The organism is Stenotrophomonas sp. G4, from assembly GCF_003428825.1.
Taxonomy (GTDB): domain Bacteria; phylum Pseudomonadota; class Gammaproteobacteria; order Xanthomonadales; family Xanthomonadaceae; genus Stenotrophomonas; species Stenotrophomonas indicatrix.
In genome coordinates this window covers 4,417,501-4,436,117 of record NZ_CP031741.1, presented here as the reverse complement: position 1 = coordinate 4,436,117, position 18,617 = coordinate 4,417,501, and the positions used below count along the sequence as shown (strand labels likewise).

General features: G+C 68.0%; 16 protein-coding genes (1 of these 16 running past the window's edge). 9 read left to right on the top strand and 7 right to left on the bottom strand.

Annotated features, from left to right (window positions below; all coding sequences use genetic code 11):
- Positions 1-3 precede the first annotated feature (3 nt).
- From D0Y85_RS20300 to D0Y85_RS20285, 4 genes are all read right to left on the bottom strand, one after another.
- Positions 4-1,458 carry an efflux transporter outer membrane subunit gene (locus D0Y85_RS20300; protein ID WP_117311787.1) on the bottom strand — a complete coding sequence of 485 codons (1,455 nt, stop codon included), beginning with the start codon at positions 1,456-1,458 and terminating at the stop codon, positions 4-6.
- The gene (locus D0Y85_RS20295; RefSeq protein ID WP_025875649.1) at positions 1,455-2,372 is read right to left on the bottom strand and encodes an HlyD family secretion protein; all 918 of its coding nucleotides are present in this window, start codon (positions 2,370-2,372) and stop codon (positions 1,455-1,457) included. The genes D0Y85_RS20300 and D0Y85_RS20295 overlap by 4 nt, the downstream gene beginning before the upstream one ends.
- The gene (locus D0Y85_RS20290) at positions 2,369-2,578 is read right to left on the bottom strand and encodes a DUF1656 domain-containing protein (protein ID WP_025875651.1); all 210 of its coding nucleotides are present in this window, start codon (positions 2,576-2,578) and stop codon (positions 2,369-2,371) included. Before D0Y85_RS20290 ends, D0Y85_RS20295 begins: the two co-directional genes overlap by 4 nt.
- A 107-nt stretch (positions 2,579-2,685) precedes the next feature.
- Positions 2,686-3,141 carry a MarR family transcriptional regulator gene (locus tag D0Y85_RS20285; protein WP_025875653.1) on the bottom strand — a complete coding sequence of 152 codons (456 nt, stop codon included), beginning with the start codon at positions 3,139-3,141 and terminating at the stop codon, positions 2,686-2,688.
- Between the two features lie 598 nt (positions 3,142-3,739).
- Here D0Y85_RS20285 and folE point away from each other — a divergent pair.
- The 4 genes from folE (at position 3,740) to D0Y85_RS20265 (ending at position 10,015) form a co-directional block, all read left to right on the top strand.
- Positions 3,740-4,351 (top strand): GTP cyclohydrolase I FolE, encoded by a 612-nt coding sequence (gene folE / locus D0Y85_RS20280; protein WP_025875657.1) that lies wholly within the window; start codon positions 3,740-3,742, stop codon positions 4,349-4,351.
- Between the two features lie 109 nt (positions 4,352-4,460).
- On the top strand, positions 4,461-5,930 hold the full coding sequence (locus tag D0Y85_RS20275) for a DUF3375 domain-containing protein (RefSeq protein ID WP_025875659.1): 1,470 nt from the start codon (positions 4,461-4,463) through the stop codon (positions 5,928-5,930).
- Positions 5,917-6,618, top strand: a complete 702-nt coding sequence (locus D0Y85_RS20270; protein ID WP_117311786.1) for a DUF4194 domain-containing protein — start codon at positions 5,917-5,919, stop codon at positions 6,616-6,618. The genes D0Y85_RS20275 and D0Y85_RS20270 overlap by 14 nt, the downstream gene beginning before the upstream one ends.
- Before the next feature lie 16 nt (positions 6,619-6,634).
- The gene (locus tag D0Y85_RS20265) at positions 6,635-10,015 is read left to right on the top strand and encodes an ATP-binding protein (RefSeq protein ID WP_117311785.1); all 3,381 of its coding nucleotides are present in this window, start codon (positions 6,635-6,637) and stop codon (positions 10,013-10,015) included.
- Between the two features lie 80 nt (positions 10,016-10,095).
- On the opposite strand, the gene D0Y85_RS20260 is transcribed toward D0Y85_RS20265, so the two are convergent.
- Positions 10,096-10,875, bottom strand: a complete 780-nt coding sequence (locus tag D0Y85_RS20260) for a TSUP family transporter (protein ID WP_117311784.1) — start codon at positions 10,873-10,875, stop codon at positions 10,096-10,098.
- A 72-nt stretch (positions 10,876-10,947) separates the two neighbouring features.
- Here D0Y85_RS20260 and D0Y85_RS20255 point away from each other — a divergent pair, with 72 nt between their 5' ends.
- Positions 10,948-11,340, top strand: coding sequence for a YchJ family metal-binding protein (locus D0Y85_RS20255; protein WP_117311783.1), 393 nt, complete (start codon positions 10,948-10,950; stop codon positions 11,338-11,340).
- Here D0Y85_RS20255 and D0Y85_RS20250 read toward each other — a convergent pair.
- On the bottom strand, positions 11,322-12,623 hold the full coding sequence (locus D0Y85_RS20250; protein WP_117312001.1) for a GGDEF domain-containing protein: 1,302 nt from the start codon (positions 12,621-12,623) through the stop codon (positions 11,322-11,324). The genes D0Y85_RS20255 and D0Y85_RS20250 overlap by 19 nt on opposite strands.
- A 146-nt stretch (positions 12,624-12,769) precedes the next feature.
- On the opposite strand from D0Y85_RS20250, the gene egtB reads away from it, so the two are divergent.
- From egtB to D0Y85_RS20230, 4 genes are all read left to right on the top strand, one after another.
- Positions 12,770-14,041, top strand: a complete 1,272-nt coding sequence (egtB, locus tag D0Y85_RS20245; protein WP_117311782.1) for an ergothioneine biosynthesis protein EgtB — start codon at positions 12,770-12,772, stop codon at positions 14,039-14,041.
- Positions 14,038-15,015: an L-histidine N(alpha)-methyltransferase gene (egtD, locus tag D0Y85_RS20240; protein WP_117311781.1), complete on the top strand. Its 978-nt coding sequence runs from the start codon at positions 14,038-14,040 to the stop codon at positions 15,013-15,015. The genes egtB and egtD overlap by 4 nt, the downstream gene beginning before the upstream one ends.
- 137 nt (positions 15,016-15,152) lie before the next feature.
- Positions 15,153-17,288: a lytic murein transglycosylase gene (locus tag D0Y85_RS20235; protein ID WP_240329394.1), complete on the top strand. Its 2,136-nt coding sequence runs from the start codon at positions 15,153-15,155 to the stop codon at positions 17,286-17,288.
- Between the two features lie 31 nt (positions 17,289-17,319).
- The gene (locus D0Y85_RS20230) at positions 17,320-18,105 is read left to right on the top strand and encodes a DUF2628 domain-containing protein (protein WP_117311779.1); all 786 of its coding nucleotides are present in this window, start codon (positions 17,320-17,322) and stop codon (positions 18,103-18,105) included.
- A 5-nt stretch (positions 18,106-18,110) separates the two neighbouring features.
- Here the strand turns inward: D0Y85_RS20230 and D0Y85_RS20225 are convergent, their stop codons facing one another.
- A protein-coding gene (locus tag D0Y85_RS20225; RefSeq protein ID WP_117311778.1) for a benzoate/H(+) symporter BenE family transporter crosses the window boundary here: on the bottom strand, positions 18,111-18,617 show its 3' end. Its footprint extends 681 nt past the window's final position; 507 of the gene's 1,188 nt are visible here — the last part of the coding sequence; its start codon lies beyond the right edge, outside the window — the gene reads right to left on this strand; it ends in the stop codon at positions 18,111-18,113.

The following is an 18,617-nucleotide window of genomic DNA, read 5'->3' as shown; positions in this document are numbered from 1 at the left end:
CGCTTACCTCGCCGCCGTCGGCGCAGACGCAGCACTGTCCTGCCAGCCACCGCCCAGTACCAGGAACAGGTGGATCTGGTCGCGCGAGACCTGGGCTTCGGCCGCGGCCAGGGTGGCATCGCTGCTGGCCAGGCTGCGGTCGGCATCCAGGCTGGACAGGTACGGCGTGCGGCCGCCCTGGTACAGCCGGCGGTTCTGCTCTGCGGCCATCGCAGCCTGCTCCTGCGCCACGCGCAACGACTGCAGGCGGCGCAGATCCTGCGCATAGCGGTCCAGTGCGGTCTGTGTTTCGCGCAGTGCCTGCAACACGGCATGGTCGAACTCGGCCAGCGCGGCATCGGCGCCAGCCTCGGCGGCATGGATGCGTGCATGCGTGCCCGAGGACGGCAGCGTCCACGAGATCAGCGGGCCGAACGACCACTGCTGGGTCATCGGCTGGCCGAAGTCTTCCAGCAGGCCGGCGGCGCCGACCGAGGCGCCCAGGCGGATGTCCGGGTACAGCTCGGCAGTGGCGACACCAATCCGCGCGGTGGCCGAGGCCAGCTTGCGTTCGGCCTGGCGGATGTCGGGACGGCGCCGCAGCAGCGCGCGGCCATCACCGACCGGCAGCGGCTGGGCGAGGGTGGGTGCGTGCGCGCAGTCGATCACTCCGGCCGGCAGCTGGCCCGGGGTCTGCCCAAGTAGTGCCGCCAGCGAATAGGCGGCGGCCGAACGCTGCGCCTGCAGCGGGGGCAAGGCGGCTTCCAGCAGCGCGACCTGGGCATTGGCGCGCGCCAGTTCCGGCGGCGTGCCGCGGCCTGCGCTGATCAACCGCTGGGTGACCGAACGGCTGCGCTGCTGCAGCTGCAGGGAATGCTCGGCGACATGCAGCTCATGGTTGGCATGGCAGATCTCCAGGTAGCTGTCGGCCACCTCGGCCACCACGCTCACCTGGGCCAGGTCACGTGCAGCGGCCACCGATTGTTCGTCGGCGCGGGCTGCTTCGGCACCGCGCTTGAGCTTGCCGAACAGGTCGAACTGGTAGCTCACCGCGAACTTGCCGTCGGCCAGGTTGATCACCGGCAGCTCGTGCTCCTGCAGGAACGACTCGGCCGACAACTGTGCGCGGCTGACGCCGGCTTCGGCCTCGTACTCGAAGCCACCGGCGTCCATCGCCTGCTCGTACACCGCAGCAGCGCGGCGCAGGTGCGCGTCGGCGGCCTTCAGTTCGACGTTGTCGCGCAGCGCCTGGGTGATCAGCCCGTCCAGCACCGGGTCGTTGTACAGCGACCACCAGCGTGCCGGCAGTGCCTGGTTGGCAGCCACTTCGGGGTTGTGGGTATCGATGAACGCGGCATTCGCTTGCGGCCGCTTGAACGCCGAGCCTTCGGGCAGCGCGTAATCCGGGCCGACGGTTCTGCACGCAGCCAGGCTGGCCAGCGCGACGATCAGGCCAAGGCGGGGCAGGGCGGCGTTCACAGGCCCGCCTGTGTCGGCGCAGCGCCGGCCTTCTTGTTCTGCACGTGGCGGCCGGTATCCACGGTCACCGTGGCGGTGCGCCCGGCGATCAGCTCCACGCCGGCAGGCACCTCGTCGATGGCGATGCGCACCGGGATGCGCTGCGCCAGCCGCACCCAGTCGAAGGCCGGGGTCACGTTCGGCAGCAGGGTGCTGCCATTGCTGCGGTAGCGATCCTCGATGCCGGCGGCGATGCTCTCGACATGGCCGTGCAGAGGGGTGTCCTCGCCCATCAGGCGGATGTCCACGCGCTGCCCCGGAGCCACGCCGCGCAGGCGGGTTTCCTCGAAGTAGCCATCGATGCGGAACGAACCGGTATCCAGCAGCGCAAGTACCGGCTTGCCGGCCACCACGTAGTCGCCCACGCGCATGGTGCGGTCGTTGACCCGGCCATTGGCCGGTGCACGTACTTCGGTGCGGGCCAGGTTGAGTTCGGCCAGGTCGACCGCGGCCTGTGCGGTGGCCAATGCGGCCTGTGCGGCCTGCAGCTTGGCCCGGCGCACTTCGGCGTCCTCGGCGGCGACCAGATCCTGCAGGCTGCGGTCGCGTCCGATCTCACGGCGCAGCTGCGCGACCGATGCCTGGCGTTCGGCCAGGCTGGCGCGGCTCTGCTCCAGCGCGATGCGGTAGCGCGCGCGATCGATCACGAACAGCAGGTCGCCCTTTTTCACTGCCTGGTTGTCGGCTACCTGCACCGTCTCGACCAGGCCGGACACATCCGGCGCGACCTGCACCACGTCGGCGCCGACGTGGGCGTCGCGGGTCCACGGCTCATCCATGTAGTAGACCCACAACTGGCGCAGCACCAGCAGGGCGACGATCACGGCTGCGCAGGTAAGCAGCACCGGCAGGGTCTTCTTCACGATCTTGTTCACGATTGCATCCAACGCAGGAGGTGGAACAGCAGGCCCAGCACGATCCCGTACAAGGCCAGGTTGAACAGCGCCGGGTGCCATACGTGGCGATAGGCACCGGCACGCTGCAGCAGCGCGTGCAGGCCGCTGTTGACCAGGTAGGCCAACACCATCAACCCGAGCAGGGTCGGGACGAACACTCCGTGGAGACTGAATTCACCGGGCATCGGTAGGGGCGGGGACGGTAGGGGAAGGGGAGGTGGAACAGGACAACGGCAACGGGCAAAAGCCGCTGGCGCGTGCACGGCAGCGGCGGTATTCACCGACAACGGATTTACGTGATGCGGTCGGCAGCCTCGGCCAGCAGGCGCCATGCCTTCAGCACGGCATGCAGTTCATCCATGGAAAGCTCGCCGAACACGTCCTGGCGCAGGCCGATCAACTGGTCTTCCAGTTCGCGCACCAACGCCTGGCCTTCCTCGGTCAGCCACAACAGGTTGGCGCGGCGGTCGCTGGCATCACATTCGCGGCGGACCAGCCCACTGGCGCAGAGCTTGTCCAGCAGGCGCACCAGGGAAGGGCCTTCCATGCCCAGCTGCTGCGCCAGCGCGACCTGGCGGATGCCACCGCCGGAGCGGCCGATCATCAGCAGGGGCATGGTGCAGGCGGTGGAGATGCCGTAGCTGCCCAACCGGCTGTCGGCCAGGCGCTGCCACTGCCGCCCTGCGTACAGCAGGCCGGAGCTGAGCTGCATCTGCAGCACGGTGCGCTCGTCGAGGGGTCGGTCCATAAGTAATAGATAGGATACTACTAATTTCATTCCTATCAATAGGTTTTGCTGAATGGGTGGGTTGTATTGAGGAAAGCGTTGCGCCTGCTGGCTATCGGTTGGGGTGGCGGAGGGCCGGGCGGGGTAGGACACGCTGCAAGTACGTCCCTGTAAGCTCGATCGGCGCATCCATGCGCCTCACGGTCCTACCCCCGCCCGGCCCTCCGCCACCTACCCCACATCCCGCGGGCGCGGTGGGTTGGCTCTTTCAAAGGCAAGGGCAGAAGCAGTGCGGACCAACGGTCCGCACCCACCACAGCAGCAGCCAGGACACCCTCCGAAGCCATGAACCCCAGCTTTTGACCCCGCTTTCGGGCGGACCGGCCGCGCCCGCAGGAAACCGTCAGGGAGCGGGAAGGGCGGCAGGGCAGGACCGTGAGGCGCATGGATGCGCCGACCGAGCCCCCATGGATGGGTTTACGGCGTGTCCTGCCCTGCCGCCCTTCCCGCTCCAGATCGATAGCAATCCGGCGCCGGGCGGCCCCCGATGAACCGTCCCCAGAGGACGACCCACCCCCGGTCGGGTACGATGCTCGCCCCCGTTCGGGCGCTGTATGCAATGAGCAAGAACAACGAAAAGGCCGCCCCGCAGGGCGAAGTGACCCAGGTCCAGGCCGAGGATGCTGTGCGCACCCTGCTGCGTTGGGCCGGTGAGGACCCGACCCGCGAAGGCCTGCTGGATACCCCGCGCCGCGTGGCCGAAGCCTATGGCGACTGGTTCAGCGGCTACCGCGACGACCCGCGCGCCTACATGGAACGCACCTTCGAGGAAGTGGCCGGCTACGACGAACTGATCGTCCTGCGCGACATCGAATACGAAAGCCACTGCGAGCACCACATGGCGCCGATCATCGGCCGCGTGCACGTCGGCTACCTGCCGGCCGGCAAGGTGGTGGGCATCAGCAAGCTGGCACGCGTGGTCGAAGCCTACGCCCGCCGCTTCCAGGTGCAGGAAAAGATGACCGCGCAGATCGCCCAGTGCATCCAGGACGTGCTGCAGCCGGTCGGTGTCGGCGTCGTTGTCGAAGGCGCCCATGAGTGCATGACCACCCGCGGCATCCACAAGCGCGGCGTCAGCATGGTCACCTCGAAGATGCTGGGCAGCTTCCGCGAGGATGCCCGCACCCGCGCCGAGTTCCTGCGCTTCATCGAAGTGGGCGGCAAGCGCTGAGCGCCGTCGCCTCCCGGTGGCGGCCGCCCGCGGCCGCCGCTTTCGCAGTGCCAGCGCCGCGCCTTCGCGCGCGCGCCGGCCGCCGCGCCCTTCCGACCGATCTCGCTGCATGAAGCACCGCGAACGCATCACCCGTTATCGCCACCTGCGCGAACAGCCGCAATGGAAGCTGCTCGCCGCCGACCACGCACCGGAAATCATCGGCCTGCTGCAGGGCCTGCTGATGGACGGCGATCGCACGTTGCCGGCATCGGTCCTCAACGAGCGCCTGCAGCGTGCGCTGGACCAGCTCAACGGCGACGAGTTGTCGCGCGAGCTGCCGCGGACCGCGCAGGCCTACGTCGCCCATTGGCTCGCGCAGGGCTGGCTGGAACGCCGGCTGCCTGAAGGCGCCGATCAGGAGCAGTACGAGCTCTCGACCCAGGCGCTGCAGGCGATCCGCTTCGCCGACAGCATGGAGCAGGCCCGCGTGGCCGCCACCGAGAGCCGTCTGGCACTGGTGATCGAACAGCTGTCGCAGCTGGCCGCGCAGACCGAGGCCGACCCGGACGCGCGCCTGTCCGCCTTGCGCGACGAGCGCGACCGCATCGATGCCGAGATCGCCCGTGTCAGCGCTGGCCGTGTGACGGCCCTGGACGGCAAGCGCGCGCTGGAACGCACGCGCCAGATCATTGGCCTGGCCGACGAGCTGACCGAAGATTTCCGCCGCGTGCGCGACGACTTCGAGCAGCTCAACCGTGATTTCCGCGAACGCATCATCGATGACGAAGGCGAGCGCGGCGACGTGCTGTCCAAGCTGTTTGAAGGCGTGGACGTGATCGGCGAGAGCGACGCGGGCCGTAGTTTCCAGGCGTTCTGGCGCCTGCTCAACGACGCCGAACAGAGCGCCCAGCTCGATGCCGCGCTGGAGACCCTGCTGGCCCGTGGCTTCGCCCGGCGGCTGGATCGCAACGAGCGCAACTTCCTGCGCGGCTTCACCAGCACCATGCTCGAGCGTGGTGGCCAGGTGCATGACGTGCTGCAGAACTTCGCGCGCAGCCTGCGTGGTTTCGTGCAGAGCCGTGGCTACCTGGAACAGCGCCGCCTCAACCAGCTGTTGAAGCAGGCGCAGTCCGAAGCTCTGGCACTGCGCGATGACTTCCCGGCGCAGCGCGCCATTGGCCGCGACCTGCAGCTGACCACCAGCCGCCTGCGCTCGTGGTCGCAGTGGAAGCTGCACGACCCGCGCAGCGCGCAGGTCGATGGCAACGTCGAATACAACGATGCGGCCAGCATCAGCCTGGAAAGCGTGGGCGATCTGGTGGCGTCGTCGGAAATCGATTTCCGCACCCTGCGCCGCGACCTGCACGACCTGCTCGACAGGCAGCCGAAACTCAGCATTGCCCAGGCCCTGTCGCAGCGCGAAGCGCCGCAGGGGCTGGGCAGTGTCATCGGTTACCTCTCGCTGGGCACGCGCTTTGGCAGCGTGATCGCCGGCGAACAGGAGCTTGCCGAATGGCGAGGTGGCGACGGGCAGATCCGTCGTGCCCGCATCCCGCTGGTTTGGTTTACCCAGGAGAGACGCCATGAGCTGGCATGAAGACCCCATCGACGCACCGCATGCCGACCTGGCCGAAGACGCTTACCCGGCCGAACCGGTGGCGACCGTGGCCCAGCCCCGGCGCGGCAACGACGTCTACTACATGGGCGATACCGGCCGCCTGCCGCTGGATGCGCGCCGCGCGCTGTGCCAGCTGCTGATCGGCCCCAGCATCGACCAGCTGCGTCACGCCAAGCTGTGGCCGGCACTGATCCGCAGCGAAGCCGGTATCCGTTCGGCGCTGTCGGACCTGTTCCTGGAACTGGTGCTCGACCGTGACAGTGGCGTGGCGTTCACCCGCCAGGCCGACACCGAAGACGTCGATGCCCCGGTACTGTTGCGCACCTCGCCATTGACCTTCATCGATTCGGTGCTGCTGCTGTACCTGCGCCAGCAGCTGGGCGAAGCCGATGCACGTGGCAACCGCGCCGTGGTCGCCGATGCTGAAATGGCCGAAGCGCTGGCCATCTACGAGAAGAACCTGTCCACCGACCGCGCCGGCTTCAACCGCCGCGTCGCTTCGGCGGTGCAGAAGATGAAGGACAACCACATCCTGACCCGCCTCGGCGGCCAGGAAGACCGCCACGAAGTCTCGCCGGCGTTGAAGCTGCTGTTCTCCGCCGAAGACGTATCCCAGCTGTCGGCGGTTTACCGCCAGTTGCGCGAAACCCCGGCCGCTGAAGCCTGAGAGACCCGAGCACCGCATGGCCATTTCCAAGCACACTCCCGCCCTGTTCAACGAAGGCCTGCCGGACCCGCGCCTGCAGCAGTTCCGCATGCGCCGCCTGCAGGTGCACAACTGGGGCACCTTCAACGGCCTGACCGAAGTGCCGATCGCCGAGCGCGGCTTCCTGTTCGTCGGCCGCTCCGGTTCGGGCAAGTCGACCCTGCTCGATGCCATGTCCGCACTGCTGACGCCACCGGCCATCGTCGACTTCAACGCCGCAGCGCGTGAAGCCGAACGCAGCGGCCGCGACCGCAACCTGGTGTCCTACGTGCGCGGCGCGTGGGCCGACCAGCAGGACAGTGGCACCGGTGAAATCGCCACCCAGTACCTGCGCAAGGGCGCGACCTGGACCGCGCTGGTGCTGGAGTACCGCGCCGGCGACGGCCGCGTGGTCAGCCTGGTGCGCCTGCTCTGGATCGCCGGCAGCAGCACCTCCGCCGGTGACGTGCGCAAGCACTACATGATCGCCGAGCGCCCGTTCGACATCGCCAAGGATCTGGGCGGCTTCGATCTGGACCTGCGCAAGCTCAAGCAGAAGCTGGCCGACGTCCATCACTTCGACACGTTCTCCGGCTATGCCGAACGCTTCCGCCACCTGCTCGGCATCGACAATGAGATGGCGCTGCGCCTGCTGCACAAGACGCAGTCGGCGAAGAACCTGGGTGACCTGAACGTCTTCCTGCGCGACTTCATGCTCGACACGCCGAAGACCTTCGACGCCGCCGAACGACTGGTCAGCGATTTCGCCGAACTCGATGGCGCGCACCAGGCCGTGGTCACTGCGCGGCGCCAGGTCGAAACCCTGCAGCCGGCGCGCGACCACTACCGTGACCTGCAGGCGATGAGCCGCCGTCGCGGCGACGACGAAGCGCTCAAGCTCGGCATCGACAGCTTCCGCGAGAGCCGCCGTCAGTTGCTGATCGAAGCGCGCCTGCGCGAGATGGATACGCGCGACCGTGGCCTGCTGGGCGAAGAAGCGCAGCGTCGTGCGGCGCTGGACAACCACACCGAGCGCCTGGCCGAGCTGGAACTGCAGCGCCGCCAGCAGGGTGGTGAGCGCATCGAGGAACTGGAACGCGAGCAGGGCCGCGCCGAAGCCGAACGTGATCGCCGCCTGGCCAAGCAGGCGCAGGCGCGTGAGGCCGCACAGAAGCTGCAGGCCGCGCTGCCCGAGGATGCACATGGCTTCGCCGAGCTGGTCGAGCAGGCGCAGTCCGAACTGGAAGACCGTCAGCGTGCGTCGAGCGCCCTGGACGACGCCATCAGCGAACGGTTGGGCGGCAAGCGCGACGACGAGCGGCGCTTCTCCGAAGTGCGTGGCGAACTGGAGGCGATGCAGCGCACGCCCTCCAGCATTCCTGCGCCGATGCAGAAGCTGCGCGCACGCCTGGCCGAAGAAACCGGCATCTCCGAAGCGGCACTGCCGTTCGTCGGCGAACTGATCCAGGTCCGCTCGGAAGAGCAGAGCTGGCAGGGCGCGATCGAGCGCGTGCTCGGTGGTTTCGCGCAATCGCTGCTGGTCGATGACAAGCACTACAACGACGTCGCCGAATGGGTGAACCGCACCCACCTGGGGATGCGCTTCACCTACTACCGCGTGCGTCGCAATGATGATGCGTTCGCCCGCGAACCGTCCGCCAAGTCGCTGCTGCACAAGCTGGAACTGCGCGATCACGTGTTCGAAAGCTGGCTGCGCCGCGAGCTGGGCAAGCGCTTCGACTACGAATGCGTGGACGCCAAGCAGCTGCGCAACGTCGACCGCGGCATCACCCGCGAAGGCCAGGTCAAGCATCCGGGCGATCGCTTCGAGAAGGACGACCGCAGTGCGGTCAATGATCGCCGCCGCTGGCTGCTGGGCTTCAGCAACCGCGACAAGCTCGCCGTTTTCGAGAAGGAAGCCCAGGAGCTGGCCGCCCGTATCGCCAGCTGCGATACCGACATCGCGCGCCTGCGCAGCCAGCGTGACCGCGACAACGAACGTCGCCTGGCATGCCATCAGCTGGTCGGCATCAGCTGGAACGAAATCGATGTCGCCGCGCCGCAGCAGCGCCTGGCCGACATCGAGGCCAGCCTGCACGCCCTGCGCGAAGGCAATGCCGACCTGGCCAGGATCGCCCAGCAGATCGACGCCACCCGCGCCGATATCGAGCAGGCCCGCCGCACTTACGAAGACACCCGCGTCGAGCGCGGCCAGCTGGTGCGCGAACGCGACCGCCTGGACCGTGCCCGCCAGCAGAGCCGGGCACTGGTGCTGCCAGCGCTGGCCGAAGACCAGGAAGCCGGCTTGGCCGAGCGCCTGCAGGAGCAGGGCCCGCTCAGCCTGGAAACGCTGGAAGCGCACATGCGCCAGGTCAGCAACGCGCTGAACGAACAGCTGTCGTCATCGCAGCAGGAGGTCAACCGTGTCGAGAACCTGCTGCTGGGCTGCTTCCGTCGCTTCATCCAGCAGTGGCCGGAAGAATCGGGCGACTTCACCGTGTCGGTGGCCTCGGCCGAGGATTTCCTGGCCCGACTCGAACGCCTTGAACGCGACGGCCTGCCGCAGCACGAAGAACGCTTCTTCGACCTGCTGCAGAACCAGAGCAAGAACAACCTGCTCGCGCTGCAGCGGCACAGCGCCGAGGCCCGCAAGTCGATCGGCCAGCGCCTGGACGAAGTCAACGCCAGCCTGGAGCAGGTGCCCTTCAACCGTGGCACCCTGCTGACCATCGAACTGAACGACCGGCGCCTGCCGGAAGTGCAGGAGTTCCACCAGCAGCTGCGCGAAGTGTTGTCGCAGCAGCAGACCGAGCAGCGCGACCTGGCTGAAACCCAGTTCACCGTCCTGCGCCAGCTGGTCAACCGCCTCGGCTCGCAGGAAGGCGAAGACAAGCGCTGGCGCGAAGTGGTGCTGGACGTGCGCCTGCACGTGGAGTTCATCGGCGTGGAGCTGGATGTGGAAACGCGCCAGCAGGTCGAGATCTACCGCAGCGGCGCCGGCAAATCCGGCGGCCAGCGGCAGAAGCTGGCCACCACCTGCCTGGCCGCGGCACTGCGCTACCAGCTTGGCGGCGCCGACAGCCAGCTGCCCAGCTACGCCGCAGTCGTGCTCGACGAGGCCTTCGACAAGGCCGACAACGAGTTCACCGCGCTGGCGATGAACATCTTCGACAACTTCGGTTTCCAGATGGTGGTGGCCACCCCGCTGAAATCGGTGATGACGCTGGAACCGTTCATCGGTGGCGCCTGCTTCGTCGAGATCAGTGGTCGCCACGATTCGGGCGTGCTGCTCATCGAGTACGACGAAGAAGGCAAGCGCCTGAAGCTGCCGGAGCGCAGCCGCCAGCAGGCCGACGAACCGGAAGAAGCCGAAGCCTGATCTCCCTGGAAACGCCGTGCCAACCAAGGTTGGCACCTACCGGGTCAGTGGTAGTGCCGGCCGCTGGCCGGCCATCGCATTCACGGACTACGGAACGTATCCCACGCCATCCGCGCGATCAGCACCACCACCAGGCCCACGAACAGTTTGCGGATGAACGGCGTGCCGCCCTTCAGCGCCAACCGCGTGCCCACCACCGAACCGATGATGTTGGCCGCCGCCATCGGCAGCGCGAACAGCCACAGGATGTTGCCGGTCGGTACGAAGAACGAGATCGCCGCCACGTTCGTCGCCAGGTTCACCACTTTCGACGCGGCCGACGCACGCAGGAAGTCCAGCCCGAAGAAGCGCACGAACAGGAAGATCAGGAAGCTGCCGGTGCCGGGCCCGAAGAAGCCATCGTAGAAGCCGATCGCCGCACCGATCGCCAGCGCGATCACCAGCTCGCGGCGGCCAATCTCCTGCGGCCGGTGCAGCGCGCCGAAGTCCTTCTTCCACAGCGTGTAGGCCAGCATCGCCACCAGCAGCACCAGCACCAGTGGCCGCACTGCGTCCTTGGGCAACAGGCTGACCGCCGTAGCGCCAAGGAAGGAGAACACGAAGGCCGTACCGGCGGCGAACAGCACCGGCTTCCACGGGAAGCGCACGTTGCGCGCATAGCGCCATGCCGCTGCGCCGGTGCCGAACATCGAGCTGAACTTGTTGGTGCCAAACAGCATCGCCGGGGTCTGCTGCGGCAGTACCGTGAACAGGCCGGGCAGCTGCACCAGTCCGCCCCCGCCCACGGCTGCATCGACCAGGCCGGCAATGAAGGCGATCACCACCAGCCACCACAACTCAGGAGGAATCAGTTCCAGCACGGCGATCGATCGAAGTGGGGGCGCGACAGCATACGCCTGTCACATTGCCGCCGCCCACGCGACAATACCCGCATGAGCCGAACCGCCCCCGATCCCTGTCCCTGTGGCCTGGCCGCCGACTACGCCGCCTGCTGCGGGCGCTTCCATGCCGGTGACGCCGCGCCGGATGCCGAGCGTCTGATGCGCTCGCGTTACAGCGCCTATGTGCGCCACTTGCCGGACTACCTGCGTGCCACCTGGCACCCGGACACCCGTCCGGCAGAACTGTCGCTCGATGATGCCCCCGGCCAGCGCACCCAATGGCTGGGCCTGACCGTGCAGGACCACCAGGTGACCGGCAGCGACAGCGCCGAGGTCCGCTTCACCGCCCGCTACCGCGTCGGCGGCGGCAGCGCGGTGAAAATGACCGAGCACAGCCGCTTCCTGCGGATCGAGGGCCGCTGGTACTACCTCGACGCCGTCTGAGCGTGGCTGCCGCGCACGGCCAGCACGCGCTGGCCGCCATGCGCGCACACGCGGTTGCGGCCTTCCTCCTTGGCCGCATACAGCGCCTGGTCGGCCGCTTTGATCACCCCGGCAGGGCGCCGGTCGACCCGGCTGTCGGCCAGGCCGATGCTGACGGTTACCTGCACCACCGCACCGCCACCGCCGCGCCCGCGCTGCTGCTGTCCGAGCGTATCGTCGCGGGTGCGCGTGCTGCGGTCGCGCAGTTGCATGCGGCTCTGCTCGATGCCCTGTCGCAGCGCCTCCACCGCATCCACGCAGGCCGATGCCGGGCGGTCGAGGAAAACCACGGCGAATTCCTCGCCGCCATAACGGAACGCACGGCCGCCGTCGCCGACCCGCGACAACCGCGAAGCCACCAGTTTCAGCACGTCATCGCCGGTGTCGTGGCCGTGGGTGTCGTTGAATTTCTTGAAATGATCCACATCGATCATCGCGATGCTGTAGGTGCCGCTGGTGCGCTTGAGGGTCTCGTTGAATGCACGGCGACCGGGCAGGCCGGTCAGCTCGTCGCCGAAGGCCATGTGGAAGGACTCCTGCAGGGTCGCGCCCAGCATCAGCAGCAGCGCCGCTACGCTCAGCGCCGGCAGCAGCACCGGCTGCAGGAAGATCCGCGGCAGCATCCACCACAGGCACAGCAGGGCCAGCAGCATCGCCGTATGCAGCGGCCGCGGCTGGCGCCACGCCTGCCATCCCAGCGCAGCGGTGGCCAGCAGGAACAGCACGGCAGGCAGCTGCGCCAGCGCGTTCCAGTCGCTCGGAATCCAGGGGAAGTGCCGGTTCGACAGCAGGTCGTGCATGCCCTGTGGCTGCTGCGCGGCAAGCAGGATGAAGATCGCCACCGCAACACCACTGGTCGTGGCCCTCAGCAGCAGGTCCTGGCGGCGGCGACCACGTTCCGGCCACAACGCATGGATGGCGAACAGCAACGGCAGCCAGGTCGAGATCGCGTGGAAGCGCAGTGGCGTCAACGCCGTCACCCGGCCCTCGCGCAGGTAGTGCCCAAGGTCCTGGTGCAGCACCGCGAAGGCCAGCGCCACCAGCAGCAACAGGCACAGCGTGCGTACCTGGTTGTACAGCAGCGCCAGCCCTGCACCCAGGCAGGCCAGCAACCACGGCAGGATGCGCTGCCCCGCGCGGCCGACATCATCGCTTTGCAGGCTTGCCCACAGCACCAGTGCGACCAGCAAGGCGGGCAGCACGAACAGATAGTGCGCAGGCTGTCGAAGCGGATGACGGGACACACGGAATTCCAGCGCGGTCACGACGCGGCCGCAGCACTGCCGTTAGCGGCGCAGCAGCGTCCTTCTTGAATACGCGCAGCCTGATGTGAACACCGCGGCACCGGGCCATGACATTGCGCTCACCGCCCGCGGTCGAAGCTGGTCGCATGGACAGCGTACCCGCCGCCGTCGCTGCCCCGCAGCGTGACCTCGCCCGCCACTTCACCCATGTGCGGGGCCGCAGCGTGCAGCTGGCCGCACCCCTCAGCCCGGAAGATGCCCTGCTGCAGAGCATGGCCGACGCCAGCCCGGCCAAGTGGCACCTGGCCCACACCACCTGGTTCTTCGAGCGCTTCGTGCTGGCCAGCCAGCCCGGCTACACACCCTGGGATCCGGCCTGGGACTATCTGTTCAACAGTTATTACAAAAGCCTCGGCCCCGCCCACGCACGGCCACAGCGCGGATTGCTGTCGCGGCCCTCGCTGCAGCAGGTCCACGCCTACCGCCAGCATGTGGATGAGCAGGTGCTGGCAGGACTGCGCGACGGCGATCTCGGCAGCGACGCCCTGCAGCACCTGCAGCTTGGGTTGCAGCACGAACAACAGCACCAGGAGCTGCTGCTCACCGACATCAAGCACGCCTTCTGGTGCAATCCGCTGCAGCCGCCGTACCGCGAAGACCTGCCCATCGCCGTCAGCGCCCTCGGCACGCAGGGGTGGGTCGAACAGGGCGAACGCATCGTCAGCATCGGTGCGTCCGCCTGGCCGCAGCACGCAGCCTTCGCCTATGACAATGAATCGCCCGTGCATCGCGTGCTGCTTCCCGCGCATGCCATCGCTGAGCGTCCGCTCAGCAACGCCGAGTACCGCGCCTTCATCGACGCCGGCGGCTACCGCGATCCGCGCTGGTGGCTGAGCGAAGGCTGGGCGCTGCGCGAGGCCGAGCAGTGGCAGCATCCGCTGTACTGGGATGACGACCTGCTGCGCGAGTTCACCCTCGGTGGCTGGCGTGAGCTCGATCCGCATGCGCCGGTCTGTCATCTCAGTTACTACGAAGCCGATGCCTGCGCACGCTGGGCCGGCGCCCGCCTGCCCACCGAATTCGAATGGGAGGCGGCCGCCGCCTCGCAGCCTGTCGAAGGCCACTTCGCCGACGACGACCATCTGCACCCGAGGGCAGGGCAGGGCGACGGACTGCGCCAGTTGTTCGGCGACGTGTGGGAATGGACCAGCAGCGCCTATGGCGCCTATCCCGGCTTCCGTCCCTTCGCCGGCAACCTCGGCGAATACAACGGCAAATTCATGTGTGGCCAGTGGGTCCTGCGCGGAGGCAGCTGCGCCACGCCGCGCGGCCATGTACGGGCCAGCTACCGCAACTTCTTCATGCCACCGGCGCGTTGGCAGTTCTCAGGCCTGCGCCTGGCAAGGGATCTTTCATGAGTACCGTCCAGGATGCGCTGCAGGCGCTGACCGACCTTACCCCCGGCCGCCAGCAGATTCTTGCCGACGTCGTAGCGGGGCTGTCGCAGGCCTCACGTCAGCTGCCTTCCAAGTATTTCTACGACGCGCGCGGCTCGCGCCTGTTCGAACAGATCACCCACACGCGGGAGTACTACCCCACACGCACCGAACTGGCCCTGCTGGACCGGGTGCTGCCGGCGATCGCGCAGGCGGTGGGGCCGCGCGTGCATGTGGTCGAACTGGGCAGCGGCAGCGGCCGCAAGACCGCCCGCCTGCTGGCTGCCCTGCAGGATCCGGTGGCCTATACGCCCATCGAGATCTCGCGCGCGGCGTTGTTGTCCAGCATCGACCACCTTGCCCCTGCGCTGCCGGAGGTGGAAATGCTGCCGGTGTGTGCCGACTTCACCCGCCCTGTGCAGGTCCCTGCGCCGGAGCGGCCCGCCGCGCGCCGGCTGCTGTTCTTCCCCGGCTCCACGCTGGGCAACTTCGCCGATGAGGACGCGATCGCGCTGCTGCGCGCAATGCGCCAGACCATGGGTAAGCACGGCCTGGCCCTGGTCGGTATCGATCTGCACAAGGACCCGGTACTGATCGAAGCCGCCTACAACGACGCCGATGGCATCACCGCCGCCTTCACCCTGAACCTGCTGGCGCGCCTGAACCGGGAGGTCGGCAGCGATTTCGACCTCGACGGCTTCCGTCACCAGGCCCGTTACAGCACCGCGCGCCTGCGCATCGAAACCGATCTGGTCAGCCAGCGCGAGCAGGACGTCCATCTAGACGGCCGCACCTTCCACTTCAGCGCTGGCGAACCGATCCGGGTGGAGTACAGCCACAAGTACACCGACGCCAGCTTCGGCCACCTGCTGCAGCAGGCAGGGCTGGAGGTGGCGGCATCCTGGAACGCGGACGATCCCGCCTATGGGCTGCGCCTCCTGCGCCCCGCACCCTAGGCACAGGTAGTACCGGCTGCTGGCCGGCAATCTGGACCAACCTTGCTCTCCCTCCGCGTTACCATGGCTTCAGCACCGGCAACACGGAGGACGCCATGCCCATTCTGACCACGCTCGGCCTGGCCGCCGCGCTTGCCATGCCAGCGGCCGCGCCGCCGGCAGCAATGGCAACCGCTGATCCCGCGTTTGCCCGCTGCATGGCGGGCCTGCAGGCGACGGCCGCCAGCCAGGGCATTGCCGCTGACCGCTTCACTGCGATCACCGCCGGATTGCAGCCCGACCCTACCGTGCTGCCGCTGCTCGATGCGCAGCCGGAGTTCACCACCCCGATATGGGACTACCTGGCCGCACTGGTCGATCGCCAGCGCGTGGACGACGGTCGCGCCATGCTGCAGCAGCACCGTGAGCTGCTTCAGCGCGTATCGGCGCAGTACGGCGTCGATCCAGTCACCATCGTCGCCGTATGGGGCGTGGAGAGCGACTACGGCCGCGTGTTCGGCAAACGCCCGCTGCTGCAGTCGCTGTCCACGCTCTCCTGTGCCGGCCGCCGGCAGCCCTTCTTCCGCGGCGAGCTGCTGGCGCTGGTCAAGCTCATCGACCAGGGCGACCTGCAGGCGCAGGGCCTGACCGGTTCCTGGGCCGGTGCCTTCGGCCACACCCAGTTCATGCCCAGCACCTACGCACGCATTGCCGTTGATGGTGATGGCGATGGTCGCCGCGATCTGGTTGGCAGCATTCCCGATGCATTGGCTTCCACCGCCAACTATCTGAAGCGCGCCGGCTGGCGAACCGGCGAACCCTGGGGCATGGAAGTCCGTGTCCCGGCCGGTTTCAACACCAGCCAGGCGGGGCGCACCCAGCGCCGGTCACTGGCCGACTGGCGCGCACTGGGCGTGACCGGCCTGGACGGCAGCGCGCCGGCACCGTCCGGCCTGCCCGCCGATGCCCGCGCCGCGCTGCTGCTGCCGGCCGGGACAAAAGGCCCGGCGCTGCTGGTCTTCCGCAATTACGACGCGATCTACAGTTACAACGCGGCCGAGAGCTATGCGCTGGCCATCGCCACCCTGGCCGACCGCCTGCGTGGCAGCAACGGCCTGGTCACCGCCTGGCCAACCGATGATCCTGGCCTTGGCCGCGACGAGCGCCGCCAGCTGCAGACCCTGCTGCTCGCGCGCGGCCACGACATCGGCGCCGCCGATGGCATGATCGGTACCGCCAGTCGTCGTGCCATCCAGGTCGAGCAGCGTCGGCTCGGGTGGGCCGACGCCGACGGTCGCGCCGGCCAGCGCATCCTGCGCGCGCTGCAGGCACAACCACAGGCACAGGCGCCAGCCACGCCGACCCGCTTCAGCCTTCCCAACAACTACAGTGCCGTGCAGTCGCCGGCCATCCGGAGTCGATCCAGCGTGCAACAGATCCAGGGTGTCAGCAGTGGCCAGTTCCAGGGACTCGACGCCTGGCTGGTGGAAACTCCCCAGGCCACCGCCGCGATCAGCGTGTTCGGCGGCCAACTCCTCTCGTTCGTGCCCAAGGGCCAGCCCGATGTGATGTGGCTCTCGCCCAAGCGTGCTGCGCTGCCCACGCCGATCCGTGGCGGCAGCCCGGTGTGCTGGCCCTACTTCGGCCGCCAGGGGCAGGGCGACGACGTGCCCGCCCACGGTTTCGTGCGCACCCTGCCCTGGGAACTGCAGCAGGCGCGGCGGCTCGACGATGGCAGCATCGAGCTGACCCTGGCCCCGCCGGCGTTGGACAACCTCGGCCTGCGCCTGACCATGACCGTCCGTGTCGGCCGTGAACTGCGCCAGCAGCTGGTCACCGAGAATACCGGCAAGGCTCCGGCCACCATCACCCAGGCGCTGCACAACTACTTCCGTGTCGGTGACGCCAGCAAGGTCGATGTCGACGGCGTCGACGGCCTGGACTATCTCGACAAGTTCGAGAACTACGCCCAGCCGCGCCGCCAGCAGGGCCCCTGGTCGCTGCGCGACCCGCGCGACCCGGGCCGCAGCGACCGCATCTACACCCAGGCCGGCGGGCACTATGTGCTGCGCGATCCGGTACTCAAGCGCCGCATCGACCTCCGCACCGAAGGCAGCCGCTCGCTGGTGGCATGGAACCCTGGCGCCGAAGCCGCCGCGAAGATGGCCGATGTCGGCGATGGCTGGCGCGACTATGTCTGCCTGGAAGCGGCCAACGCCGGCCCCGATGTGGTCACCGTGGCCCCTGGCGGTCGCCACACGCTGGTGCAGACACTGTCCAGCGCATCTCTGTAACCCGCACAACGCCGACACAGGACGATCTTCAATGCAGGAAGCACAGTGGTATTACGCTCGAAATGGCAGGAGTGAAGGTCCAGTGGACCTGGCCGGCCTGCAGAAGCTGCAGCAGGACGGTGTCATCGCCGGTCACACCCTGCTCTGGTGCGAGGGCATGGCTGGCTGGCAGCCATTGCAGGCGCTGCAGTCGACGGCAACGCCAGCGGCGGACGCCAACGGTATCGCAGATGGCTGGGCAGCGCCGCCTGTCGGTGAGGCTGCCGTTGCCATAGCGGCCAGCGATGATCCCTACCGCGCACCGGCTGCGCCCGCCACGCCCGATGCCGTTCCACTGGGCGCCGGACTGACTGGCCGGATGGCGCTGTATGCAGCCGTTGTCGGCGGCAACTTCCCGATCTACCGCAAGCGCTGGCGCCTGGATCAGGGCACCGCGAACGCGGCAGGCACCTGGCACTGGCCGGGCTTCCTGTTCGGCGTGATCTGGATGATGTACCGGAAGATGTATCGCATGGCCGCCATCTGGGTTGGCGTACTGCTGGCTTCCAGCGTGATCGAGGCGTTCCTCGATGTGCCTGATGCCCTGTCACTGGTGATCGACCTGGGTATCAGCATCGCCGTGGGTGTCCTTGCCAACAGCTGGTACCTGCACCACTGCCAGCGGGAGATCGCGCGTGCCGAGGCGCTCAACCGCGACGATGAAGCTGCGGTGCGCAGTACGCTGGCGGCACGTGGCGACACCAGCGTGACCGGCGCGGTGATCGCCATTGCCGTTTCCGTCGGCCTGGGTATCCTCGGTGCCGTGTTGACCGGCTGATCCCTTCAGCCAGCCCGCTGCGGCCGCAGCACCCACAGGCAGAGCGTTCCGGCGACCAGGCCCCAGAACGCAGAACCGACACCGGCCAGCGTCATGCCCGAGGCGGTCACCAGGAAAGTGACCAGCGCGGCCTCGCGGTCGCGCTCCACTGCCAATGCGCTGGCCAGGCTGTTGCCGATGGTGCCGAACAGGGCGATGCCGGCCACACAGGCCACCAGTTCCTTGGGAAAGGCAGCGAACAGGGCCGCTACGGTGGCCCCGAACAGGCCGATGACGATATAGAAGGCGCCAGCCGCCATCGCCGCCGTGTAGCGCCGTGCCGGGTCTTCGTGGGCATCACGGCCCATGCAGATCGCCGCAGTGATGGCGGCCAGGTTCAATGCGTAGGCACCGAAGGGCGCCAGCAGCGTGTTGACCACGCCGATCCAGCCGATCACCGGTGACACCGGCGCGTCGTAGCCGGAGGCGCGCATCACCGCCACACCGGGAATGTTCTGCGACGCCATGGTGAC